General features: G+C 68.1%; 25 protein-coding genes. 9 read left to right on the top strand and 16 right to left on the bottom strand.

The genetic code is table 11. The features are described from left to right. Positions 1 to 48: 48 nt before the first annotated feature. The 4 genes from ABS73_RS00975 to ABS73_RS00960 all read left to right on the top strand — a co-directional run bounded on the left by ABS73_RS00975 (position 49) and on the right by ABS73_RS00960 (position 2,933). A complete protein-coding gene (locus tag ABS73_RS00975) occupies positions 49 to 960 on the top strand; it encodes a LysR family transcriptional regulator (protein WP_277022567.1) in 912 nt (303 codons plus the stop codon). A gap of 54 nt (positions 961 to 1,014) precedes the next feature. Beyond that, the gene (locus tag ABS73_RS00970) at positions 1,015 to 1,476 is read left to right on the top strand and encodes a CBS domain-containing protein (RefSeq protein WP_277022569.1); all 462 of its coding nucleotides are present in this window, start codon (positions 1,015 to 1,017) and stop codon (positions 1,474 to 1,476) included. Positions 1,477 to 1,566: 90 nt separating this feature from the next. Continuing rightward, positions 1,567 to 2,058, top strand: coding sequence for a pantetheine-phosphate adenylyltransferase (coaD, locus tag ABS73_RS00965; protein ID WP_136857321.1), 492 nt, complete (start codon positions 1,567 to 1,569; stop codon positions 2,056 to 2,058). Positions 2,059 to 2,150: 92 nt separating this feature from the next. Continuing rightward, positions 2,151 to 2,933 (top strand): DUF2189 domain-containing protein, encoded by a 783-nt coding sequence (locus tag ABS73_RS00960; protein ID WP_277022572.1) that lies wholly within the window; start codon positions 2,151 to 2,153, stop codon positions 2,931 to 2,933. A 3-nt stretch (positions 2,934 to 2,936) separates the two neighbouring features. On the opposite strand, the gene ABS73_RS00955 is transcribed toward ABS73_RS00960, so the two are convergent. From ABS73_RS00955 to pyrC, 9 genes are all read right to left on the bottom strand, one after another. Beyond that, the gene (locus tag ABS73_RS00955; protein WP_277022575.1) at positions 2,937 to 3,788 is read right to left on the bottom strand and encodes a fumarylacetoacetate hydrolase family protein; all 852 of its coding nucleotides are present in this window, start codon (positions 3,786 to 3,788) and stop codon (positions 2,937 to 2,939) included. A gap of 368 nt (positions 3,789 to 4,156) precedes the next feature. Continuing rightward, positions 4,157 to 4,645: a bactofilin family protein gene (locus ABS73_RS00950; RefSeq protein WP_277022578.1), complete on the bottom strand. Its 489-nt coding sequence runs from the start codon at positions 4,643 to 4,645 to the stop codon at positions 4,157 to 4,159. Further along, positions 4,635 to 5,915, bottom strand: a complete 1,281-nt coding sequence (locus tag ABS73_RS00945) for a DUF5930 domain-containing protein (RefSeq protein ID WP_353743307.1) — start codon at positions 5,913 to 5,915, stop codon at positions 4,635 to 4,637. The genes ABS73_RS00950 and ABS73_RS00945 overlap by 11 nt, the downstream gene beginning before the upstream one ends. Positions 5,916 to 6,112: 197 nt before the next feature. Then, positions 6,113 to 7,510: a helix-turn-helix domain-containing protein gene (locus ABS73_RS00940; RefSeq protein ID WP_277022584.1), complete on the bottom strand. Its 1,398-nt coding sequence runs from the start codon at positions 7,508 to 7,510 to the stop codon at positions 6,113 to 6,115. A gap of 56 nt (positions 7,511 to 7,566) precedes the next feature. After that, the gene (locus ABS73_RS00935) at positions 7,567 to 8,754 is read right to left on the bottom strand and encodes a multidrug effflux MFS transporter (RefSeq protein ID WP_277022587.1); all 1,188 of its coding nucleotides are present in this window, start codon (positions 8,752 to 8,754) and stop codon (positions 7,567 to 7,569) included. A 152-nt stretch (positions 8,755 to 8,906) separates the two neighbouring features. After that, on the bottom strand, positions 8,907 to 9,263 hold the full coding sequence (locus ABS73_RS00930) for a DMT family protein (protein ID WP_277022589.1): 357 nt from the start codon (positions 9,261 to 9,263) through the stop codon (positions 8,907 to 8,909). Then, on the bottom strand, positions 9,254 to 10,741 hold the full coding sequence (locus tag ABS73_RS00925; RefSeq protein ID WP_136857275.1) for a replicative DNA helicase: 1,488 nt from the start codon (positions 10,739 to 10,741) through the stop codon (positions 9,254 to 9,256). The genes ABS73_RS00930 and ABS73_RS00925 overlap by 10 nt, the downstream gene beginning before the upstream one ends. A gap of 121 nt (positions 10,742 to 10,862) precedes the next feature. After that, positions 10,863 to 11,534, bottom strand: a complete 672-nt coding sequence (locus tag ABS73_RS00920; RefSeq protein WP_136857276.1) for an orotate phosphoribosyltransferase — start codon at positions 11,532 to 11,534, stop codon at positions 10,863 to 10,865. Continuing rightward, positions 11,531 to 12,574: a dihydroorotase gene (gene pyrC, locus ABS73_RS00915; protein WP_277022594.1), complete on the bottom strand. Its 1,044-nt coding sequence runs from the start codon at positions 12,572 to 12,574 to the stop codon at positions 11,531 to 11,533. Before pyrC ends, ABS73_RS00920 begins: the two co-directional genes overlap by 4 nt. Before the next feature lie 157 nt (positions 12,575 to 12,731). Between pyrC and ABS73_RS00910 the strand changes: the two genes are divergently transcribed. Then, on the top strand, positions 12,732 to 13,049 hold the full coding sequence (locus tag ABS73_RS00910) for an antibiotic ABC transporter (RefSeq protein ID WP_277022596.1): 318 nt from the start codon (positions 12,732 to 12,734) through the stop codon (positions 13,047 to 13,049). A 63-nt stretch (positions 13,050 to 13,112) separates the two neighbouring features. After that, positions 13,113 to 13,865 carry an SDR family oxidoreductase gene (locus ABS73_RS00905; RefSeq protein WP_277022599.1) on the top strand — a complete coding sequence of 251 codons (753 nt, stop codon included), beginning with the start codon at positions 13,113 to 13,115 and terminating at the stop codon, positions 13,863 to 13,865. Positions 13,866 to 13,936: 71 nt separating this feature from the next. Here the strand turns inward: ABS73_RS00905 and gap are convergent, their stop codons facing one another. The 4 genes from gap to purB form a co-directional block, all read right to left on the bottom strand. After that, positions 13,937 to 14,938 carry a type I glyceraldehyde-3-phosphate dehydrogenase gene (gene gap / locus ABS73_RS00900; protein WP_277022601.1) on the bottom strand — a complete coding sequence of 334 codons (1,002 nt, stop codon included), beginning with the start codon at positions 14,936 to 14,938 and terminating at the stop codon, positions 13,937 to 13,939. A 94-nt stretch (positions 14,939 to 15,032) separates the two neighbouring features. Beyond that, positions 15,033 to 15,176, bottom strand: a complete 144-nt coding sequence (locus ABS73_RS00895) for a hypothetical protein (protein ID WP_277022604.1) — start codon at positions 15,174 to 15,176, stop codon at positions 15,033 to 15,035. Positions 15,177 to 15,232: 56 nt separating this feature from the next. Further along, entirely contained in the window at positions 15,233 to 16,243 is a 1,011-nt protein-coding gene (locus ABS73_RS00890) for a FliG C-terminal domain-containing protein (RefSeq protein ID WP_277022607.1), read from the bottom strand. Positions 16,244 to 16,316: 73 nt separating this feature from the next. Then, a complete protein-coding gene (purB, locus tag ABS73_RS00885; RefSeq protein ID WP_277022610.1) occupies positions 16,317 to 17,630 on the bottom strand; it encodes an adenylosuccinate lyase in 1,314 nt (437 codons plus the stop codon). A 145-nt stretch (positions 17,631 to 17,775) separates the two neighbouring features. Between purB and ABS73_RS00880 the strand changes: the two genes are divergently transcribed. From ABS73_RS00880 to ABS73_RS00870, 3 genes are all read left to right on the top strand, one after another. Then, positions 17,776 to 18,444, top strand: a complete 669-nt coding sequence (locus ABS73_RS00880) for a hypothetical protein (RefSeq protein WP_277022613.1) — start codon at positions 17,776 to 17,778, stop codon at positions 18,442 to 18,444. A 24-nt stretch (positions 18,445 to 18,468) separates the two neighbouring features. After that, a complete protein-coding gene (locus ABS73_RS00875) occupies positions 18,469 to 19,482 on the top strand; it encodes a YihY/virulence factor BrkB family protein (RefSeq protein WP_277022616.1) in 1,014 nt (337 codons plus the stop codon). Between the two features lie 193 nt (positions 19,483 to 19,675). Continuing rightward, on the top strand, positions 19,676 to 20,014 hold the full coding sequence (locus ABS73_RS00870) for an SMR family transporter (RefSeq protein ID WP_277022619.1): 339 nt from the start codon (positions 19,676 to 19,678) through the stop codon (positions 20,012 to 20,014). On the opposite strand, the gene ABS73_RS00865 is transcribed toward ABS73_RS00870, so the two are convergent. From ABS73_RS00865 to ABS73_RS00855, 3 genes are all read right to left on the bottom strand, one after another. Beyond that, positions 20,011 to 21,678 carry a peptidoglycan -binding protein gene (locus ABS73_RS00865; RefSeq protein WP_277022622.1) on the bottom strand — a complete coding sequence of 556 codons (1,668 nt, stop codon included), beginning with the start codon at positions 21,676 to 21,678 and terminating at the stop codon, positions 20,011 to 20,013. The two genes, ABS73_RS00870 and ABS73_RS00865, sit on opposite strands and share 4 nt — an antisense overlap. A 4-nt stretch (positions 21,679 to 21,682) precedes the next feature. Then, a complete protein-coding gene (locus ABS73_RS00860; protein WP_338118604.1) occupies positions 21,683 to 22,957 on the bottom strand; it encodes a biopolymer transporter ExbB in 1,275 nt (424 codons plus the stop codon). 81 nt (positions 22,958 to 23,038) lie between these two features. Beyond that, positions 23,039 to 23,584, bottom strand: coding sequence for a gamma-glutamylcyclotransferase (locus ABS73_RS00855; protein WP_277022624.1), 546 nt, complete (start codon positions 23,582 to 23,584; stop codon positions 23,039 to 23,041). Positions 23,585 to 23,598 lie beyond the last annotated feature (14 nt).

The following is a 23,598-nucleotide window of genomic DNA, read 5'->3' as shown; positions in this document are numbered from 1 at the left end:
AAGGGGAATGCTGGCAAAAGGGTTTTGCGTTTTTGCAAAGGTAGCGGCATGGACTGGGACGATCTGCGCATCTTTCTGGCCGTCGCGCGGGCCGAGAGCCTGTCGGGCGCGGGGCGCAGGCTGGCGATGGACGCGTCCACCGTGGGCCGCCGCATCGCCCGGCTGGAGGGGGCGGTGGGCGCGGCGCTGTTTCTCAAGACGCCGACGGGCTATCAGCTGACCGCCGAAGGGTCGCGCCTGATGGCCCCGGCCGAGGCGGCCGAGCTGGCCGCCACCGCCGCGACCGAGGCCGTCACCCGCGAGGCGGGCCTGACCGGACAGCTGCGCATCGGCGCGCCGGACGGCTGCGCGAACTATCTGCTGCCGCAGGTGGCGCGCGATCTGTGCGACGCCCATCCGGGGCTGGAGATCCAGATCGTGGCCTTGCCGCGCGTCGTCAACCTGACCCGGCGCGAGGCCGACATGGCCATCACCGTGTCGCCCCCCGATGCGGGGCGGCTGATGGTGCAGCGGTTGACTGATTATCACCTGCATCTGGCCGGACATGCCGATTATCTGGCCCGGCACCCGCCGCTGCGGACGCTGGCCGATCTGCGCGGGCATCGGATGATCAGCTATATCCCCGACATGATCTTTGACCGAGAGCTGGACTATCTGTCCGCCACCGGGGTCGAGGGCGCACAGATCAGCAGCAATTCGGTCGCGGTGCAGATGCAGGCGGTGCGGGCGGGGGCGGGGTTGGGCATCGTGCATGATTTCGCGTTGCCCTTTGCGCCGGGAGTGCGGCGGGTGCTGACCGACCGCATCGCGCTGACGCGCAGCTTCTGGCTGGTGCGCCATGCCGATGACCGCGCCTCGCGCCGCCTGACGCTGTTGGCCGAGGCGCTGGCGCAGGGCATCCGCGCCGAGGTCGCCCGCCTGGAGGGGCCGCGACCGCCGGCCCGCGATGGTCGGGCTTGACGCGGGCGGATTTGGCGAAAATGATGAGGCCAAGCAAGCCGGAGGGGGCCCATCATGCTGGTCAAGCAGTTGCTGTCGATGAAATCGGACACCGCCAAGCCGTGGATCGACGCGGGGTCGATCGTGACGATCGCGCCCGACACCACCCTGGCCGAGGCCGCGCGCCTGCTGGCGGACAAGCGGATCGGTGCGGTGGTGGTGTCCACCGATGGGCGGCGCCCCGACGGCATCCTGTCCGAACGTGACATCGTGCGGCAACTGGGCAAGCACGGCCCCGAGGTGCTGTCCCAGCCCATCAGCGGCGTGATGACCACCCAGGTCCAGACCTGCACCACCGGAGAGGACGCGCTGACCATCCTGGAGCGGATGACCGAGGGGCGGTTCCGGCACATGCCGGTCGTCGACGACCAGGGAAACATGCTGGGCGTCATCTCGATCGGGGATGCGGTCAGCGGACGGCTCAAGGAACTGGCGGCCGAAAAAGAGGCTCTGACCGGCATGATCATGGGCAGCTGACGCATCGTCGCAGCCGATCACGATCTTGCAATCACGGGGCAGATGCGCTTTGCCTTGCGGGACGACCCCGACACCAAGGACGCGACACCCATGCGCATCGGCCTCTATCCCGGCACGTTCGACCCGATCACGCTGGGGCATATCGACATCATCCAGCGCGCGATGGCGCTGGTCGACCGGCTGGTGATCGGCGTCGCCATCAACCGCGACAAGGGCCCGCTGTTCGACCTTGAGCGGCGCGTGGCGATGGTGCAGGCCGAATGCGACGCCATCGTCGCCAAGACCGGCGGAGAGATCGTCGTCCACCCGTTCGAGAACCTGCTGATCGACTGCGCCCGCGACGTGGGCGCCAGCATCATCGTGCGCGGCCTGCGCGCGGTGGCCGATTTCGAATACGAGTTCCAGATGGTCGGCATGAACCGCGCCCTGGACAGCAGCATCGAGACCGTCTTCATGATGGCCGATGCCCGCCGCCAGGCCATCGCCTCCAAGCTGGTCAAGGAGATCGCGCGCCTTGGCGGGGACGTGTCGAAATTCGTCACCCCCCCCATCGCCGATGCGCTGCGCGAGCGATACCGCTAGGCTGCGGTTTTCGTTGCCAACACCCCCGCCGCTGGCCTAGCCTGTCCCCGGACGCGCATGAGACGAAGGGGAATTTCGTGACGCGATCAGACATGCCCACCGCAGATCCCGTGCCGCTGCCCGCCACGCTGCGCCTGTCCGACCTGGGCACGGCGCTGGCACTTGGCTGGCGCGATTTTCTCCGGGCGCCTGCCTTTGGCCTGCTGTTCTCGGGGTTCTACGTGGCGGGGGGGTGGGTCATCGCCGCGGTGGCGTTGTCGGTGGGGCGCGACTGGTGGCTGATCCCCTTCATCCTGGGGTTTCCGCTGATCGCGCCCTTTGCCGCTGTCGGCCTCTACGAGGTCAGCCGCCGGATCGAGCGGGCCGAGCCCCTTGACTGGCCGCAGGTCATCCGCGTGGTCATCGCGCAAAAGGACCGTCAGGTGCCGTCGATGGCGATGGTGATCCTGCTGATGTTCATGTTCTGGGTGTTCGTCGCGCACACGATCTTTGCGGTGTTCCTGGGGACCGCGTCGCTGACCCATGTGACAAGCTCGGCCCAGATCCTGATGGAGGGGCGGGGGCTGGCGATGCTGGCCGTGGGCACGCTGGTAGGGGCGGGGTTCGCGGCGGCGCTGTTCGCCTTTACCGTCGCGGGCCTGCCGCTGCTCCTGGACCGAGAGGTCGATTTTATCACCGCCATCATCGTCTCGGTCCGGGCGGTGCTGCAGAACCCGGTGGTGCTGGGCCTCTGGGCCGCGCTGATCGCGGGGCTGCTGTTCCTGGCGATCCTGCCCGGGTTTCTGGGGCTGTTCCTGGTGCTGCCGGTGCTGGGCCATGCCAGTTGGCACCTGTACCGGCAGCTGCTGCCCGACAGTCCCGACGGGCTTGCCTAGCGATCAGCCGACCACGCGCTGCGTCTGCGTGCCCAGGCCGTCAATGCCAAGCCGCATGACCTGCCCGTCCCGCAGATAGACTGGCGGCTTCTGCCCCATGCCGACGCCGGGGGGCGTGCCCGTGGTGATCAGGTCGCCCGGCATCAGCGTCGCAAAGCGAGAGCAATAGGCGACCAGATGCGCCACGCCAAAGACCATCGTCGCGGTGGTGCCGTCCTGACGCATCGTGCCGTCCACCTCCAGCCACAGGCGCAGCGTTTGCGGGTCCGCGATCTCGTCGCGGGTGACCAGCCAAGGGCCGATGGGGCCAAAGCCGTCAAAGCCCTTGCCCTTGTCCCAGCTGCCGCCGCGACGGATCTGCCAGTCGCGCTCGCTGATGTCGTTGATCACGCAATAGCCGGCGACATGGTCCAGCGCGCGATCCTCGGGGATGTCGCGGCCGCCATCGCCGATGACGATGCCCAGCTCGACTTCCCAATCGGTGGCGGTCGATCCGGCGGGCAGATGCACGTCGTCGTCCGGCCCCGCGATGCAGCTGGTCCATTTGGTGAACAGCACCGGCTCGGACGGGACGTCCATGCCCGATTCGGCGGCGTGATCGGCATAGTTCAGGCCGACCCCGATGAACTTGCCCACGCCCGCCACGCAGGCCCCAAGGCGCAGGTCCTGCTGGGGCTGGCCCGGCACCAAGGGCAGCGTCGCCGGGTCCAACGCCGCCAGCCTTGCCAGCCCCGCGGCGGTCAGGGCCGCGCCCGACAGGTCGTCCACATGGCCCGACAGATCGCGCACGCGGCCCTGATCATCCAGCAATCCCGGCCGTTCGGCCCCCGCAGTCCCGTATCGCACCAGCTTCATCGCACGTCCTCCTCCGCTTGCCGGGGCATTGGACCTGTGGCGGCGGTGGTTCGCAATGGCGAATCTGAAATCTTTTTCCGGCAGACGGGTGCGTCGCGTCCCCGGTGAATGATGATTGCCGCAGGCCGGTGCCAACTACGGCAACGAAACCTTGGCACGCGACCACCGGCCGAGACGCCCTCACTGCGCATCGGCTGAACCGTAAGGTGGGTGGCCACTCCGCATCGGGCCATGCAGGGGTACCCGGCCCGCTCCGGGACCTGCCTATCGGCGCAGGGCCAGACAGGACAACCGACAGGGCCGATGCACCCACCCCCCAAATAGAAAAGGCCCGCGAAACGCGGGCCTTGCTGTCTGGCAGACTGGGTTCACTCGGCCGTCGGGGGGGCCAGCTTCTTGGTGCCGCCGTTGTTCAGCGGGTCTTCCTGACGCTGGACCGAGCCCTCGAAATGGGCGCCCGATTCGATGGCGATGGTCTTGTGGATGATGTCCCCCTCGACCCGCGCCGAGGCCGACAGGCGCACCTTGAGGCCGCGCACGCGACCGATGACGCGACCGTTGACGATGATGTCGTCGCCGACGATCTCACCCTTGATCGTGGCCGATTCGCCGATGGTCAGCTGATGGGCGCGGATGTCGCCCTCGACCGTGCCTTCGATCTGGATGTCGCCTTGGGTCTTGATGTTGCCCGTCACAGTCAGATCCGCCGACAGGACCGAGGGGGCCACGCGCACGCGCGGGGTCGCTGCGGCCTGCGCCTCGGGGGTGGGGCGGTCCGGGGTGGCGGGGGCGGCCTGCGGGGCCGCGGCGTCGGTCGGGGTGGGGCGGGTCTCGGTCACGCGGGTCTTACTGAACATTTTCTGCTGCCTTGATGAAGCTCATTGGGTCCACGGCCCGACCGTTCATGCGCACCTCATAGTGCAGGTGCGGACCGGTCGAACGTCCGGTATTTCCCATATCACCGATCCGCTCGCCTTGCGACACCCGATCGCCGACTTTCACGCCGATGCGGTTCAGGTGGGCATAGCGCGTCTCGGTGCCCAGCTCGTGCCGGATCTTGATCAGGTTGCCGTAGGCGCCCTGGCGGCCGGCAAAGGTGACGACGCCGTCACCCGTGGAATAGATCGGCGTGCCGACCGGTCCGGCCATGTCGATGCCCTCATGCATGCGGCCCCACCGGCGGCCAAAGCCCGAGGTATAGCGGAAGTTCGCGGTCACCGGCATCGCCAGCGGCAGCTTTTCGATGGCGATGCGATAGGTGTTCATCTGGTCCAGCGTCACGATGATCTGACGGGCCTTGTCCTCGGTATCCGACAGCGCGGCATTGCCGCGAGTCGAATAGGACATCGGCGTCAGCGGGCCGCCCTGACCGGAATAGCCGCGGCGGATGGTGCGCAGCACGTCGTCGGGGTTCATGCCGACATTCCGGAACACCTGGTCCAGCGGCGCGACCGAGATGGTCACGGCGCTTTCCAGCTGGGTCAGGATCTCATCGTTGCGGGCCAGGATCTGGTCACGCTCGACCGTCAGCTCCTGGGCGGTCAGGCGGGCGGCCTCGGCCTCCTCGACGGCTTCGTGGCGCTGATCGGCGGCCTGGCGCAGCTCTCCGGACAGGATGTCCAGCGCGACCGAGAATTCCTCGGTCCTGTCGGGGGCGGGGGTGCCTGCGGCCTCGACGCTGGCTTCGGCGGTGTCGCGGTCGGCCAGGGCGTCGCGCAGCGTGGTCTGGACCGCGGCCAGGCCGGTCTGCATCTCGCGGCGGCTCTCCTCGGTCGCCAAAAGCTGGGTCTGCATCTGCGAGACCTTGTCCAGCGCGGCGGAAAAGCGGGCCTGGGCGGCCAGCGCCTCGGCGGCGCGGGCGTCGCGCTCTGCCTGCAGCTGGGACAGGCGCTCCTCGAAGGCGGCCTGGCTGCGCTGGATCTGGTCGCGGGTGTTGCCCGAGCTGACCGCGTCGATGACCAGGAATGAGCTGGCGACCAGCGTCCAGCCAAAGACCAGGGTGATGCCGCTGATGCCGACCATCTGGGTCACGGGACGCAGGCGAACAAAGCGCGTGGTGTCGTCAGAGCGAAGAAAGAGCCGTTGCTCGGGGAGCCACTTTTCAAGCGACGCGTTCAGTCGATCCATCACCGTCATTGTCAGCTTTTGTCCCTCGAAATCACGCCGCGTTTGGAAGGCCAGGCGCGTTGGTTCCGTTCGAGGACGGGTAAACAGCAGCTGTGCCATCTTGGCAACATCCGCGAGGACTTGGGTTCCTTCGATTGGCGGAACCCTGCCTCTGTCGGCGGGTTCCCGCCTAGAAACCTAAATGGTTAACGAGGAAATCAAGCGATTTCATAGGGTAGCGGGCCATCACGATCCTGCGGGATGCGCAGCGGCCGGTCGATCGGCGGCACGGATCGCTGGTGACAGTCGCGCCGCGGGCATATTCGGCACGAGATGCCGATGGGTTCGAAGGCGCGCGGCTTGCTCAGATCCAGGCCGTCGGCATAGACGAGGCCGCCCGCATGGGTCACCTCGACCCCCAGCCCGATGGCAAAGCGGCGGACGGGGGCGTTGTAGGCGCCCGGATGTTTGGACACATCGCGCGACAGCAGCAGATAGCGCACCCCGTCGGGCGTCTCGGCCAGCTGGCGCAGGAAGCGGCCCGGCTGCTCAAAGGCCTGATGCACGTTCCACAGCGGACAGGCGCCGCCGAAGCGCGCGAATTGCAGGCGGGTCGCGGAATGGCGCTTTGTGATGGTACCGGCCTGATCGACGCGCACGAAGAAGAACGGCACCCCCTTGGCGCCGGGGCGCTGCAGCGTGGACAGGCGATGCGCCACCTGCTCCAGCGAGGCGCCGAACAGATGGGCCAGCCGCTCCAGGTCGTGGCGTTCAGACTGGGCGGCGGCCAGAAAGGCGCGATAGGGCATCAGCGCCGCCCCGGCGAAGTAATTGGCCATGCCAAGCCGCGCGATGTCGCGGGCCGTCGGACTGCGGAACCGGGCCAGGTCCAGCGTCGCCTCCAGCAGGTCGGCCTGACGCTCCAGCGCGACCAGGTGCAGCAGCTGGAACAGCCGGGTCGGGGCCTCGGCTGCGGCATTGACCAGCAGGCGGTCGCCCTCGCGGCGGAACACGGCATTGGCGGGCAATTCGGTCAGTTGGACGCGGATGCCCTTGGCGGCCAGCGCGGCCACCGCCATCGCCCAAAGATCGCCGCGATGCCCCTCGGGGCAGGCAAAGCGTTCGGCGGCGCGGTCCACGGCGTCGATGTAATTGTCGCAATAGTGGAAGAAATCGCGGACCTCGTCCCAGGGCGTGCTGAGGCTGTTCTGGCTGGCCGCGCCGATGGCCTCGTCCAGGGCGGCCAGCCGCTCCTGCCCGTCGCGATGGGCGCGATAGAGGTCCAGAAAGGCGCGGGCCAGCACCGGCGCATTGGTCGCGGCCAGGCGCAGATCGGCCAGCGGCGGGGCGGTGTCGAACAGCGGATCGGCCAGGGCCTCCTGCATGTCGATGACCATGCGTTCCGCATCGCCTGCGGCCAGGGTGGTCAGATCGATGCCGAACTCCTGCGCCAGGCGCAGCAGGACACCCGCGCTGATGGGTCGGTGGTTGTTCTCCATCTGGGACAGATAGGGCAGCGAGACGCCCAGCTTTTCGGCGAACCGGCGTTGGGTCAGGGCGGCGCGGGCGCGGGTCTCGCGCAGGGCACTGCCGGCATAGATTTTCTGCGTGGCCATGCTGCCCCCTTTGCAAATCCGGTTCTAGCGGTTGCAAAGGCCCTGCCGCAAGAGGCTCAGCCCTGTCGGGCCAGCTGGCGTTCGCGCCTGAGCACCCACCCGATCGCCACCAGCGACCCAAGCGCCGAGGCGCACATGATGGCCAGCAGCGGCGTGGCCCCGCTGCCCGGTTGCAGAAGCGCGCCCGCCAGCGCCGACAGCGCCGCACCCCCGGCCACGGCCAGCGCACCCCCCAAGCCCGATGCTGTGCCCGCCAGTTCGGGGCGCACGCTCATCATGCCGGCATTGGCGTTGGGCAGGACCATGCCGTTGCCCAGGCCCATCAGCGCAATGGCGCCAAAGAAGAACAGCGGCCGCACGATGCCCGCAAGGTCCAGCATCAGCGAGACGGAAAGCGCCGCAGCGCAGACCAGCGCGCCCATCAGGATCATCCGGTTCAGGCCCAGCACCGGAGAGAAGCGCGCCGAAAGATAGTTGCCCAGGATATAGCCGATGGAGGGCGCGGCGAACCAATAGCCGACCTGCGCGGGCGTCAGGCCAAAGACCTGGTCGCCCACGAAGGGCGCGCCGCCCAGATAGGCGAAGAACGCACCCGAGGACAGCGTCGCCGCCGCGCAATAGCCCCAGAAGCGGTGCGAGCGCGCAAGGATGGGATAGTTCACCATCTGCGCCCGCAGGGGCATGCCACCGCCGCGCACCGTCTCTCCCATGTCGCGGAAGGCGAGGGCCAGGACGGCGATGCCCAGAAGGCCCATGACGACGAAATTCGCCTGCCAGCCGAACAGCTCGTCCAGGACGCCGCCGAAGACGGGGGCCATCATCGGCACCACGGCCATGCCCATCGTGACATAGCCCAGCATCGAGGCCGCCCGGTCGCCGTCATAGAGGTCGCGGACCACGGCGCGGGGGACCAGCATGCAGACAGTGATCACCGATTGCAGCAGGCGGAAGATGAGGAAGGTGGTCGCCGTCGTGGCCAGCAGCGTGCCGATGGTCGCCAGCAGGAAGCCCACCAGCCCCCAGATCACCACGGGTCTGCGCCCGAAGCGGTCGCTGAGCGGCCCGCCCAGCAGCTGCAGCACCGCGCTGGCCCCGATATAGGCCGAGACCGACAGCTGCATCACGCCGTATTCCACGCCGAAATCCCGCGCCATGCCCGGCAGCGAGGGCAGGAACACGTTCATCGACAGGGCCGAGACGCCCGACAGGGCGACCAGCGTCAGCATATGGGGGGGCGTGCGCATGACAATCTCCGGATCGGCGGGGCGTTTGCACGATGTGCAGACAGACCCGCTGATTCCTCCTTAGCGCGCGGTTTCGCGCTGCGCCAGATGGGGAGGGATTGCGTCCCGCGACGGCGGGGGGCCAGCCCCCCGCACCCCCCGGGGACGGTGCCTCAGCCGAAATCGTGGAAGATGAACCACGCGCCGAGGCAGATCAGCGAGAAGCCGACGCCATGCTGCCAGCCCAACTTTTCGCCCAGGTAGAGCCAGGAGAAGAGGGCGAAGACCGAGAGGCTGATGACCTCCTGGATCGTTTTCAGCTGGGCGGCGCTGTAATAGCCGTAGCCGATGCGGTTGGCGGGCACCTGCATCAGGTATTCGAAAAACGCGATGCCCCAGCTGATGAAGATCACCGTGACCAGCGGCGCGGTCTTAAATTTCAGGTGCCCATACCACGCCACCGTCATGAAGACGTTGGACGCCAGAAGCAGCCCGATCGTGGCGACCGGGATGGGCAGGTTCAGTCCCATTGCGACTGTCTGTCGCGGGCGAGGTTGCCGAAGCGGGTGAACTGACCCTCGAAGGCCAGCTCGACCGTGCCGATGGGGCCGTGGCGCTGCTTGCCCAGGATGACCTCGGCCTTGCCGTGGACGTTCTCCATCACCTGCTGCCAGCGGGCCATCGCGTCCAGATCGCTGTCCGAGGGCTTTTCGCGTTCCTTGTAGTATTCCTCGCGGAACACGAACATCACGATATCGGCGTCCTGCTCGATCGAGCCGGATTCGCGCAGGTCGGACAGTTGGGGACGCTTGTCCTCGCGGTTCTCGACCTGGCGGGACAGCTGGGACAGGGCGATGACGGGGATGTTCAGCTCCTTGGCCACGGCCTTGAGGCCCTGGGTGATTTCCGACACCTCGTTCACGCGGCTGTCCTTGGCGGTCGCGGCCTTCAGCAGCTGAAGATAGTCCACGATCAGCACGTCCAGCCCATGCGTGCGCTTGAGCTTGCGGGCGCGGGCGGCCAACTGGTTGATGGGCAGGGCGGGCGTGTCATCGATGAACAGCGGGCAGTTCTGCAGCGCATGCGCGGCCTCGACGAAACGGCGGAATTCGCCTTCGTCCATGTTGCCGGAGCGGATGCGTTCGGACGGCACCTCGGCGGCCTCGGACAGGATGCGGGCGGCCAGCTGTTCGGCCGACATCTCGAGGCTGAAAAAGCCCACGACGCCGCCCTCGACCGACCCTTGGGTGCCGTCGGGCTTTTCGCCCAGCTTGTGCGATTTGGCGATGTTGAAGGCGATGTTGGTCGCCAGCGCGGTCTTGCCCATCGACGGGCGGCCGGCCAGGATGATCAGGTCCGAATTGTTCAGACCGCCCATCTTGCCGTCCAGATCGATCAGCCCGGTGGAAATCCCCGACAGCTTGCCGTCGCGCTGATAGGCGGCATTGGCCACCTGCACGGCGCCGGTCACGGCCTTGAGGAAGGACTGGAACCCGCGTTCCGCCGTCCCTGCCTCGCCCAGCTTGTACAGCGTCTGTTCCGCGGCCTTGATCTGCTCCTCGGCGTCGTCGCCCACCTCGACGGTCTGGGCGCGGGCGGTGATGTCCTGACCCAGCAGCATCAGCTCGCGGCGCAGCGCGAATTCGCGGATCATCTGCGCATAGTCGCGCGCGGCATAGGCGCTGATGGCCGCCGCAGCCATACGGGCCAGATAGGCCGGGCCGCCCAGCTCCTTCAGGCCCTCGTCATTGTCCAGGAACGCCTTGATCGTGACCGGGCTGGCCAGCGCGTTGCGGCGGATGCGTTCGGCGCAGATGTCAAAGATACGCGCATGGACGGGGTGATAGAAATGTTCGGACTTGATGATCTGGCTGACCCGGTCGAACACGTCGTTGTTCGTCAGCAGCGCGCCCAGCAATTGCTGTTCGGCCTCCAGCGAATAGGGGATGGGCTGCTTGTCCTCGCCGCCCTCGATTTGTCCGGGAATGATCACGCGCAAGCCGGTCATGTTCGTGCCTGTCTTTCGGTAGGGTCGCGGGGGAGCGTAGCGCAAAGGGCCGGACGTTGAAATCGCCCGGCACCGGATTTCGGTGTATGACACTGTGGACAGGCTGTGGATAACCCGGCCGTCAGCCGTTTGCCGCCTGCCAGGCGCGGGGGTCGGTCAGAAAGGCCTCGACCTCGGTCAGGGTCGCCTCGTCGAACGACCCCTGGGCGCGGGCCTCGGCCAGGACGTCCCACCAGGTGCACAGGTGATGCAGCGCCACGCCGTGATCGGCCAGCCGCTGCGTGGTCTCGGGGAAGATGCCATAGTAGAAGATCACCGCCGTATGGGCGCAGGTGGCGCCCGTCTCGCGGATCGCATCGACGAAGGACAGCTTGCTGCCGCCATCGGTGGTCAGATCCTCGACCAGCAGGACCCGCTGGCCCTCGGTCATCACGCCCTCGATCCGGGCGTTGCGGCCGTAACCCTTGGGCTTTTTCCGCACATAGGTCATCGGCAGGCCAAGCCGTTCCGCGACCAGCGCACCGAAGGGGATACCGGCCGTCTCGCCGCCCGCGACATTGTCGAAGGCCTCGAAGCCCGCGTCGCGCATGACGGTCGCGGCCATGAAATCCATCAGCGTGGCGCGGACGCGCGGAAAGCTGATGATGCGGCGGCAATCCACATAGGTCGGGCCCTTCAGGCCGGACGCATAGGTGAAGGGCTGGGCCGCGTTGAAATCGACGGCCTTGATCTCCAGCAGCATCCGGGCGGTCAGGCGGGCGATCTCGTCGCGCGCGGGGAAGGTCAGGCTCATATGTCCTCCAGGTGCCAGAACAGCGGAAATCCGGGGTCGAAGACGGTGACGGTCTCATCGCCCGCGGTGATCTGCGCGGGGTATTCCGCAGGTGCATCGCGGCGCGTCAGGGTGATGCGGTCGTCATTGGGCGCCATCCGATAGAAGGCCGCGCCGTTGAGGCTGGTGAAGGCCTCCAGCCGGTCCAGCGCGCCGTCATCCTGAAACACCTGCGCCAGAATCGACATGGTGTTCGGCGCCGTGAAACAGCCCGCGCAGCCGCAGGGCTGCAGCTTGGCGGCGTCGGTGTGCGGCGCGCTGTCGGTGCCCAGAAAGAACCGCGCATCGCCGCTGGTCGCAGCCTCGCGCAGCGCCAGGCGGTGCGATTCGCGTTTCGCGACCGGCAGGCAGTAGTAATGCGGCCGGATGCCCCCCGCCAGGATGGCGTTGCGGTTGATGACCAGGTGATGCGTGGTGATCGTCGCGGCCAGATCGTCGTCGCCCGCGCGGGCATAGTCGACGCCCTGGGAGGTGGTGATATGCTCCATCACCACGCGCAGCCCCGGCGTGCGGCGGCGCAGCGGGTCCAGTACGGTGTCGATGAACACGGCCTCGCGGTCGAAGATGTCCACGGACGGGTCGGTGACCTCTCCGTGCACGCACAGCGTCACACCGGCCTCGGCCATCGCCTCCAGCACCGGCTGGACGCGGTCGAAATCGGTCACCCCGGACGCGCTGTTGGTCGTGGCGCCTGCCGGATACAGCTTGACCGCGCGGATGATCCCGGCACGGAATGCGGCCACCACATCGGCGGCGTCGGTCGTGTCGGTCAGGTACAGCACCATCTGCGGGTCCAGCGCCGCACCCGCAGGCAGGGCGGCACGGATGCGGTCGCGATAGGCGGCTGCCTGCGCGCCGGTCGTGACCGGCGGCACCAGGTTGGGCATGATGATCGCGCGGCCGAATTGCGCGGAATGCGGCGCGACCGCGGCCAGCATCGCGCCATCGCGCAGATGCAGGTGCCAGTCGTCCGGGCGGCGAAGTGTCAGCGTCTGTGTCATGAGGGTGCCTCTAACCACGGCAACGGCCCCTTGCCAAGCAGCCGCGTTCATATTTCGGGAACCCTGTCCGAAAGTGGCGGTTGAGTGTGCGCGCCAAGGGGCGCACAGTGGCGATGCTTGGCAGGTTTTGTCCAAGGCCGCCGAAAGGATTTCACCGATGAACCCGATGATGCCGATGATTCTGCCCGCCTCACAGGTAAGACTGGTGTCGCAATTCGCCCGCATCGCGATCGAATCCAACATGGTGATCGGCCTGCGGATGGCCGGGATGATGGGCCTGATGGTCCAGGCCCCCGGAGAGCCGTTCCGCATGGTCGCCGAAAAGCACGCCGCCGTGTCGGAATCGCTGTTCGCCATGGCCAGCGCCGGGATGCGCGGGCACAGCACGGAACGCATGCTGTCCGCGGGCATGCGCCCCTATGGCCGCCGCACCCGCGCCAATTCCCGCCGCCTGACCGCCGTGAAGTCCGGCTGAGGCGGCGGAACGACCGCCGCGCCCGGATGTTGGGGTCCGACGGACCCAACACGGAGCATCGGGATGAAGACGGCATTGATCACCGGCGGCGCGCAGGGAATCGGCAGGGGCATTGTCACACGATTGCGTACCGACGGCTGGCGCGTCGCAGTGTTCGACCTGGATGCCGAGGCGCTGGACGAGTTGCGTGATCAGGACCCCAATCTGCTGTGCCTTCCGGTCGATGTCGGCTCCGAGGCGCAGGTGGCGCAGGGCATGCTGGCGCTGGACGGTTGGCTGGGGGATGGCGGGCTGGATCTGCTGGTCTGCAACGCCGGCGTGGCCAACCCGGTCAGCGGCCCGATCGAAGATCTGTCCCTGGCCGATTGGCGGCGCTGGCAGGACAGTCACGTCACCGGGGCCTTTCTGACGATCCGGCGGTCGGTGCCGCTGCTGCGGCAGGCGCGGGGCAGCATCGTGACCATCGCCTCCACCCGCGCGCTGCAGTCCGAACCGCAGACCGAGGCCTATGCCGCGGCCAAGGGCGCGCTGGTGGCGCTGACCCATGCGCTGGCGGTCAGCCTGGGGCCGCAGATCCGCGCGAACTGCATCCTTCCCGGCTGGATCGAGACCGGCCCCTGGCAAAAGGCCGCCAACCGGTACGAGCCCGAACACTCTGACCGCGACCGCAGCCAGCACCCGGTGGGTCGCGTGGGTCGGGTCGAGGATATCTCGGGCCTGGTCGCCTGGTTGGCGTCGGATGAGGCCGGGTTCATCACTGGCCAGCGCTTCGTCGCCGATGGCGGGATGAGCGTGCGGATGATCTACGCCGATTGATGCGCCACGGGGCGCTGAACGGAAAACGGCGGGACGCTCTGGCCCCGCCGTCTTTCAATCTGGGATGGCGATCAGATCAGCTTGCCCATCGCCACGGCCGTGTCCGACATGCGGTTCGAGAAGCCCCATTCGTTATCGTACCAGGTCAGGATGCGGACCATGCGGCCCTCCATGACCTTGGTCTGGTCCATGTGGAAGATCGACGAATGCGGATCGTGGTTGAAGTCGGTTGAGACCAGCGATTCCTCGGTATAGCCCAGCACGCCCTTCAGCGGGCCGTCGGCGGCTGCCTTGATGGCGCCGTTGATCTCGGCGATCGAGGTGTCGCGGCTGGCCTCGAACACCAGGTCCACGACCGAGACATTGGGCGTCGGCACGCGGATAGCCACGCCATCCAGCTTGCCCTTCAGCTCTGGCAAAACCAAGCCCACGGCCTTGGCGGCCCCGGTCGAGGTCGGGATCATCGACAGCGCCGCGGCGCGGGCGCGGTACAGGTCCTTGTGCATCGTGTCCAGCGTCGGCTGATCGCCGGTATAGCTGTGGATCGTGGTCATGAAGCCGCGATCGATGCCGATCGTGTCGTTCAGGACCTTGACCACCGGCGACAGGCAGTTCGTGGTGCAGCTTGCGTTCGACACGACCAGGTCGTCCTTGGTCAGCGTGTCATGGTTCACGCCATAGACGATGGTCTTGTCGGCATTGTCGCCCGGCGCCGAGATCAGCACGCGCTTGGCGCCCGTCGACAGATGCGCCTGAACCTTGTCCTTGGACGTGAACAGGCCCGTGCATTCCATGATGACGTCGACATCGCCCCAAGGCAGCTCTGCCGGGTTGCGGATGGCGGTGACCTTGATCGGGCCGCGACCCACGTCGATGCTGTCGCCAGACACCGTCACCGTGGCCGGAAAGCGGCCATGGACGCTGTCATAGCGCAGCAGGTGGGCGTTCGTCTCGACCGGGCCCAGGTCGTTGATGGCGACGACCTCGATGTCGGTGCGGCCCGATTCGATGATTGCGCGCAGGACGTTGCGACCGATCCGGCCGAAGCCGTTGATGGCGACCTTGACTGCCATGGGTATCCCTCTCGAGCAGGTGATGGTTGCCCGTGGTGTAGCGTGGCGGCAGGGGCGATGCAAATGCCGAAACGGCTGCCGGGCTCGTCAGCCCTCAGCGCCAGAAGCTGACATATTCGATGAACTGGTCCATCGTCCTGGCCGCGACCAGCGGAAGGTCGCCCCCCAGCCAGATCTGGTCCGCAGCGAACACCGCGACGATCAGCAGCAGCAGGGCAATGGCGATCTGGTTGGTCATCAGGGCCTCCGGTCGCGGGGTTATCGCCCGGCCGCGCGGCGGGGACAAGCCCGCGCCTATTCCTCGTCCTGCGGCAGCTTGAGGGTCAGCTGGTTAGATTCCTGCAGACGGCGGATGGCGTTGATGACCTCGGTCATGGCCTCGTCGACATCCTTGGCGCGCGGCTTGCCCAAGGCCTCGCGTTCCTCGCGCAGACCGTCGGCCATGCGCTGCGACAGGTTGGACAGGATGAACTCGGCCGCGGCGGCATCGGCCTCTGCCGGGGCGGCAAGGGCCCGCACCAGGGTCGTCTGGTCCAGCTCTCGGACGATCTTGGGGACCTCGCGCGGTTCGATCCGGGCCGGGATATGGGCAAAGATGAAGATCGCCTTGCGCACCCCATCGGCGAATTCCATGTCGCGTTCGTCCAGCGCGCCTAGCACGTCGTCGCGCAGATCGGCGGTCGCGAAATTCAGGATCGCCCCCATCCGGTCGCAGGCGGGCGTCGGGATGGCAGGTTTGGGCAGCGCCTCGGCCGCCTGCAGCAGGACCAGCCCCACCCGGCGCAGCGCGGCTGGCGCCACCCCCGAGGTCATCGACATCGCCTGCGCCACGACCCGCGCGCGTTCGCGGGGTAGGGCGATGAAGGTGGCGGATGCCGCCTCGACCGGCAGCTTGGACAGCATCAGCGCCACCAGCTCGACCGATTCGGCATTGGCCAGCGCGATCAGCGATTCCTTGGGCAGGTCGCACAGCCGCACCCAGGGGTCCGAATGCCCGTTGATGGCCGCCGTCCGGCGCAGCTGGTCGGTGCTGTCATCCGACAGGCGCGCGCCCAGCATGGCCAGGGTGCCGTCCAGATTGCCGGGAAAGGTGACGCCCACGGCCTCCAGCCGGTCGCAGAATTCGGTGATGACCGCATCACGGGTGTTGCGGTCGATCAGCTCCATCCCGGCCATTTCCTGCGCCAGGAGGGTCTGGGTCGCCGTGTCCAGGCGGTCCAGCCCCGCAACCTCGTCATCGTCCAGCAAAAGGCGCACGATCACCGCCGCCTTCTGCCGCTGGTTCAGCCCCGTCTGGCTTGTCATGCGCGCCTCCGATCACAATCCGTGCCGGTATCCTGCCACGACAACCCTAACGCAAGGTTGACGCCAAACCCTTTTACACCGGATCGGCGCCAAAGACGCGGGCAAAGATCGTGTCGACATGCTTGGTGTGATAGCCCAGATCGAACTTTTCCTCGATCTCGGCCGGCGAGAGGGCGGCGGTGACCTCCGGATCGGCCAGCAGCTCGGTCTTGAAGTCGGCGCCTTTTTCCCAGACCTTCATGGCGTTGCGCTGGACCAGGCGATAGCTGTCCTCGCGCGACACGCCCGCCTGCGTCAGCGCCAGCAGCACCCGCTGCGACATGACCAGGCCCTTGAATTTGTTCATGTTGGCCAGCATCGTCTCGGGGTAGATCACCAGCTTTTCGACCACGCCCGCCAGACGGTGCAGCGCGAAATCCAGCGTGATCGTGGTGTCCGGCCCGATGGCACGCTCGACCGAGGAATGGCTGATGTCGCGTTCGTGCCACAGCGCCACGTTCTCCATCGCGGGGATGACCGACATGCGGACCAGACGGGCAAGGCCGGTCAGGTTCTCGGTCAGGACCGGGTTGCGCTTGTGCGGCATTGCGCTGGAGCCCTTCTGGCCGGGGCTAAAGAACTCCTCAGCCTCCAACACTTCGGTGCGCTGCATGTGGCGGATCTCGATGGCGATGTTCTCGATGCTGCTGGCGATGACGCCCAGCACGGCAAAAAACATCGCATGACGGTCGCGCGGGATGACCTGGGTGCTGATCGGCTCGGGGCGCAGGCCCAGCTTCGCGCAGACATGCTCCTCGACCGCGGGGTCGATATTGGCGAAGGTGCCGACCGCGCCGCTGATCGCGCCGGTGGCGATCTCGTGGCGCGCGGCCTCCAGCCGGGCGCGGCCGCGGGCCATCTCGGCATAGAAGCGGGCGAAGGTCAGTCCCATCGTGGTGGGTTCCGCGTGGATGCCGTGGCTGCGGCCGATGCGGACCGTGTCCTTGTGCTCATGCGCGCGTGTCTTCAGCGCGGCCAGAACCCGGTCCATCCCCGCCAGAAGGATGTCACTGGCGCGGACCAGCTGCACGTTCAGCGTGGTGTCCAAGACGTCGCTGCTGGTCATGCCCTGATGGACAAAGCGTGCCTGATCGGCGCCCACATGTTCGGCCAGATGGGTCAGGAAGGCGATCACGTCATGCTTGGTGACGGCCTCGATCTCGTCGATGCGGGCCACGTCGAACTGGACATCCTTGGCGCGCCAGACGGCCTCCGCGTTTTCACGCGGGATCACGCCCAGATCGGCCTGCGCGTCGCAGGCATGGGCCTCGATCTCGTACCAGATGCGGAACTTGGTCTCGGGGGACCAGATGGCGACCATATCGGGGCGGCTGTAACGCGGGATCATGGCGGGCTCCTTTTGCTGCGTCGGGGCATAGCGGGGCAGGGGGGCGGGGGCAAGTTTTCATGCGTTGCGCGCGAATGGCGGGGGAACATTCCGCAGGCGCGGCGGGTTCGGTCGCAACAGTTCAGACAACCGACCGGAGATTGCCATGCGCCGCCCCCACGACCCCACAGCCCCCGCCACCGAGGCCGACCGCACCAGCCAGACCCGGTTCGGACCCCGGCCCGTCCCCACGGGCCACCGCCCCGCCTCCGCCCCGCGCCGCGCGGCATCGCGTCATGACGACGTGACGACCTCGGCCAAGGTCGTGGTCTGGGCGGGCGTCGCCCTTGGCGTCGCGGGCATCACGGCCGCGTCCAGCCTGCTGGCGCGCAAGCTGGCCGGCGGGGACGATCATCCGCGGCCGTCCTATGACCGCGCCTCCCACGACCGCCCCCCGGTGGCCCCGCGCTTTGCCACGCTGGACGAGGAGGAGCGCGAGGCGATGCGCCGCCGCGTCCGCGCCCAATCGCGTGAGGACAGCGCCCAGGCCGCCCGCCTGCGCGCCAATGCGTCGCGCGGTCGGGGCGGCAATGTCGCCCAGAACCTGACGCGCACCGCCACCGACCTGTCGCAGGGTCTGAACGGCGTGGCGCAGTCGCTGGCCGCCGCGTTCCAGTCGTTCCGGGGCGTGTCCAGCCAGGCCACGACCATCGTGGGCGATTTCGTGGCGGCCGCCGACCAGCTGCGCGCCATCCTGAACGGTGCGCCCGGACCCCGGCCCGGCGCCACGCAGGACCGCGCCCCCCGCGCGCCGCATGACGACACCCGGATCTGATCCGGACCACGAAAGGGACCCCGCATGACCAGACAGCCCGGCATCGCCGACGCGTTCTTCGCCCCCCTGGATCAGGAAACGCGCCAGCGGTTCGGGCTGGAGGGCGATCAGCCCGCCGCCGCCCCCACCGGCCCCCAGCCCGGCCTGCGCGACATGTCGCGGGCCGATGTGATCGCGGTGGCCAAGGCCACCGTGAAACAGATCGGCGAGGACAGGGTGACGTCGGTGTCGGGGGGCGTGACGTTTTTCGGGCTGCTGTCGCTGTTCCCGGCAATCACGGCCTTTGTGTCGCTCTATGGTCTGTGGGCCGATCCCAACACGATCCAGTCGCATCTGGCGATGCTGGAGGATCTGCTGCCCGAAAGCTCGCTGGAGATCATCCGCGGGCAGGTCGTTTCGATCGCCTCGGCCTCGACCGGGGCCTTGTCGGTGGCGGGTTTCATCGCGCTGCTGGTGGCCTTCTGGTCTGCCAATGGCGGGATGAAGGCGCTGCTGTCGGCGCTGAACGTCGCGGTGTTCCAGCGCGAGACGCGCGGCTTTGTCCGGCTGAACCTGGTGGCGATGGCCTTCACCTTGGGCGGGCTGGCGATGATCGTGCTGATGCTGGGCGTGATCGCGGTGCTGCCTTGGGTGCTGCGCCTGCTGCCCATCGGGTGGGGGGCAGAGACCATCCTGTCGATCATCCGCTGGCCGCTGATGCTGGGCCTGCTGGTCTTGGCACTGGCGGCGGTCTATCGGTGGGGGCCTGCGGCGCCCAAGTCACGCTGGCGGTGGGTGTCGCCGGGCGCGGTCTTTGCGGCGCTGGCGCTGGTCATCACCTCGATGCTGTTTTCCTGGTATGCGGTGAATTTCGGCAACTATAACGAAACCTACGGCTCGCTTGGCGCGGTGATCGCGCTGATGACTTGGCTGTGGCTGAACGCCACGATCGTGCTGGTCGGCGCCGAGATCAACTCCGAGCTTGAGCGGCACCTAAAGCATATGGCCGGCCTGTCCGACGAGCGGCCCCTGTCGCCCGAGACGACCGACGCGGCCTGAGCCGCCCTGAGGTGTCCGATGCGGCGAACGCCGCGACCGGGATCAGGCAAGGCCCCCTGCTTGCGCGGTAGCAGCCTAGAGCATCGGCCCGGTCGTGGGCACCTTCGGTCTCCGGCAACTCCGGCCCACGCGAAACCGCTTGACTGGCCCTACCCCGTCGCCAAAACGATGGGGCATCAAACGGTGAGTTCCGATGACCCTGTCCCCCTACGTTCCGCTCGGCGCGGCCATCGCGCTGGAGGTGCTGGGCACCACCCTGCTGCAGCGCTCTGAACAGTTCACCCGCTTGGCGCCCACGGTCGGGATGGCGGTCTGCTATCTGGCCAGCTTCTACCTTCTGTCGGTCAGCCTGAAGGTGCTGCCCCTGGGTGTCGCCTATGCCATCTGGAGCGCCTGCGGCGTGGCGCTGGTCGCAATGATCGGGCTGGTCGTGTTCGGCCAGCGGCTGGACGGGCCTGCGGTGCTGGGGCTGGTGCTGATCGTCACCGGGGTGATTGTGATCAACGTGTTCTCACGCACCGTCGGGCATTAACGCTCGGTCAGTTTCAGCTCGATTCGGCGGTTCAGGGCGCGGCCTTCGGGGCTGTCCTCGGGGGCGATGGGGCGCGTATCCGCAAAACCGGTCGGCGCCAGCCGCGCCGCCGGAAAGCCCAGGTCATCCGCCAGATAGCGCACAACGGCCAGCGCCCGACCCTGGCTCAGCTCCCAGTTGTCGGCATAGCGGCCCGTGCCCGACAGCGGCAGGCTGTCGGTATGGCCGTCCACGCGGATGATCCAGTCGATCTCGGGCGGGATCTCTCCGGCCACGTCGGTCAGCAGCGCGGCCAGACCCGCGATCTGGTCGCGGCCCGCGCCCGACAGCGTCGCCTCGCCCGGCGCGAACAGCACCTCGGACTGGAAGACGAAGCGGTCGCCCACCACCTGCACCCCCTCGCGGCCAGACAGGATCTGGGACAGGCGGCCAAAGAATTCGGACCGATAGCGGGCCAGATCCTGCGCCTCGGCCTCGGCGCGCAGGCGGGCCTCCTCCTCCAGGGCCAGGCGGGCGCGGGTCTCCTCGGCGGCGCGGACCAGGGCGGCGTTCAGCTGCTGCCCCAGATCGGACACGCGCAGCTCGGCATCGGCCTGCTCGTCTCCGGCGGCATCCAGCAGCGCCTGCAGCGATCCCAGTTGGGCGCGCAGCTGGGCCACCTGCTCGTTCAGGGCAGCGACGCGGCGCTGGCTGTCCTGCGACAGATCCTGTTGATCGGCCAGCTGCGCCCGCGCGGTGGCCAGTAGGGCGGCCTGACGCTCGGCCTCGGTCAGCTGGGTCATGGCCTGGGCCTCGGCCTCCTCGCGGGCGGCATTGGCGGCGGCCAGCAGGGTCAGCGTCTCCTCCGCCTCGCGGCGGCGTTCCTCCAGCGCCAAGGTCATCGCGGTCAGTTCGGCATCCGCACCCTCCAGGCGCTGGCGCAGCAGGGCCGCAGCCTCGGCCTCGGCCAGACGGGTCTGTTCGGCCTCGGTCAGGCGGGTCTCGGTCTGTGCCAGCGTCGCCTGCTGCGCCTCGGTTTGGGCGCGCAGATCGGCGGCCAGCGCCTCCAACGCGGCGGCGCGGGCGGCGGCCAGGCGCGCGGCCTCGGCCTGGGCATCGGTTTCCGACCGCGCCGCCGCCACCGCCAGTTCGGCGGCCGAGGCGCGGGTCTGCGCCTGATCCAGATCGGCCTCCAGCGCGCTCAGCCGGGTGGCGCTGGCGGCGCGTTCAGCCAGCAACGCCGCGACCTCGGCCTCGAAATCGGTCAGGCGGGTGCGGGCCTGATCCAGCTCGGCCTGGCCGGTGGCCAGCTGGCTGGTCAGCCGCGCGATGCGGGCGGCGCGGTCCCGGGCCTCGGCCTCGGCGCGGGCGGCGCGCTCGGCCTCGGTCTCCAGCGATGCGGCCATCTCGGCCTCGCGGGTGGTGGCGGCGTTCAGCGCCTGGCCCAGGGCCGCGACCTGCGCACCCAGATCGTCCAGTTGCCGTTCCTGGCGCGAGATCACCTGCCCCTGATCGCTGATCGTGCCGTCCTGGGTGGTGATCTGTTCGCGCAGCACCCCCTGCACCACGGTAAAGATCGTCAGCACGAACATCAGCACCAGCAGCAGCGCCGTCATCGCATCGACGAAACCCGGCCAGATCGTGGACGAGAAACGCTGCGCCGATGAGCCGCGGGACAGGCGCATGCCCTCAGCCCTCGCCGCGGGTCAGCAGATCGTCGCGGAACGGGTCGCCAAAGCGCGCGGCCCGAACCGCACGGGTCAGCACCAGGATGTCCGATCGCAGCTCGGCCAGCATCTCGTCGCGGCCCTGGGTCAGGTCGGCGGAAAGGCGGTCCAGCGCGGCCTCCAAGCGCGACAGGTCGGGGGCGGGTGGCGGGCTGTCGGCCAGCCGCGTCAGGGCCTGGGTCAGGCGTTCGGCCTGACCGTCCGAGGCGCTGCGTTCGGCCTGGGCCTGCTGGACCAACGCCTCGATGGCCTGGGCCATGACCACGACCCGCTCATCGGCCATCAGGGCGGCCTCCTCGCGCAGCGCGTCGCGTTCGGTGTGATAGGTCTGCAGGCGGTTCATCTGGCCCGCCATCTGGTCCAGGAACCCCGCCAGCGCCGCCTGATCGACCCCCTCGCCCTCGCCCGAGGCCACGCTGATGCGGGTAAAGCCCGACATCCACTCCTCCAGCTCTCGGTAGAAGCGGTTCTGGCCATGCGTCACGAACAGCTCCAAGAGGCCCACGACAAGCGACCCCGCCAGACCCAGCAGCGACGAGGAAAACGCCGTGGCCATGCCGCCCAGCTGCGATTCCAGGCCCGTCATCAGGTTCTGGAACAGCTCCAGCCCGGTTTCGCCATTTTGTGGCGACAGGGCGCGGATGGTGTCCACCACGGCGGGAATCGTCGTCGCCAGCCCATAGAACGTGCCCAGAAGGCCCAGAAAGATCAGCAGGTTGGCCAGATAGCGGGTGATGTCGCGCGCCTCGTCGATGCGGGTCGCGACCGAATCCAGGATCGACCGGGCAGAGCTGGCGCTGATCGCGCCGCCCGCAGGTCCGCGCGACCCCAACAGCGACGCCAGCGGCGCCAGCAAGCGCGGGGCCATGTCGTCGCCGGTCGTGCGCTCCGCGTTGCGGCGGCGGGCGGCGAAACGCTCGATCCAGCTGACCGAACCGACCAGCTGCGCGACCTGCCAGAAGCAGGCCAGCACGCCCAGGGCAAAGACCGTCAGGATCAGCCCGTTCAGCCAGCGGTTCGCGTCAAAGATGGACAGGATGCGGCCATAGGCGAACCAGCCCCCGGCCACCACCAGCCCCATCACCGTCAGCATCAGCAGGATCTGCCGCACCGGCTGCGAAAAGCGCGGCGCACCGCCGTCGGCCGTCAGCGCCTGGTCGCGCGTGGCCGAGATTCGGCGGTTCGTCAGGGTCAGCCGCGAGGGTCCCTGCGGGTCGCCATTGGTCGGATCGCTCACCGGTAAATCCCCGTCCCGTCGATGCTTTTGCCCGACTGTAGGGCGGGTCGCCGCACTTGCCAAGCGTTCCGAAGGCTGGGGTTAACCGGCGGGCGGCATCAGCGCGCGCACGGCGCGAGACAGGGCATCCAGGTGGTCGTCGGGCATCCCGATCTGGGCCAGATGGGTTGCGGTGTTGAACAGGTAGTCGGCATTCGGGCCGCGACCGCCATGGGCGGCTGCGATGATGCGCGCCTGTTCCTGCGCGTCCAGACCGCCCGCATACTGCCAATGATCGCGCCGCATCACATAGGCCAGCGCGCGCACCTGCCGCCCGTCCTCCAGCGCCAAAGGCAGGATCGCCTCGCGATAGGCATCGGTGACCAGCTCGCGCGCGCGCAGGTCGGCCAGAACGCGGTCATGATCGCGGGGCCGGATGCGCAGCGCCAGACCCCGGCACAGCGCGCCCTCCTGCGGGTCCAGGCCCAGGACCAGCCCCGGCAGGGCCTCGGTGCCGCGATGCTGGATGGATCGCAGGCAGAAGCTGCGGGCATAGCCGGCCAGATCGGCGCGCACGGCCTCCTGCGGATCAAAGCCCGGGTCCCAGATCAGCGATCCATAGCCAAAGACCCAATCGATGCGTTCCATTGTCCATCCTTTCG

This window comes from Paracoccus sp. SCN 68-21 (genome assembly GCF_001724535.1).
Taxonomy (GTDB): domain Bacteria; phylum Pseudomonadota; class Alphaproteobacteria; order Rhodobacterales; family Rhodobacteraceae; genus Paracoccus; species Paracoccus hibiscisoli.
This window is presented reverse-complemented; position numbering and strand designations above follow the sequence as displayed.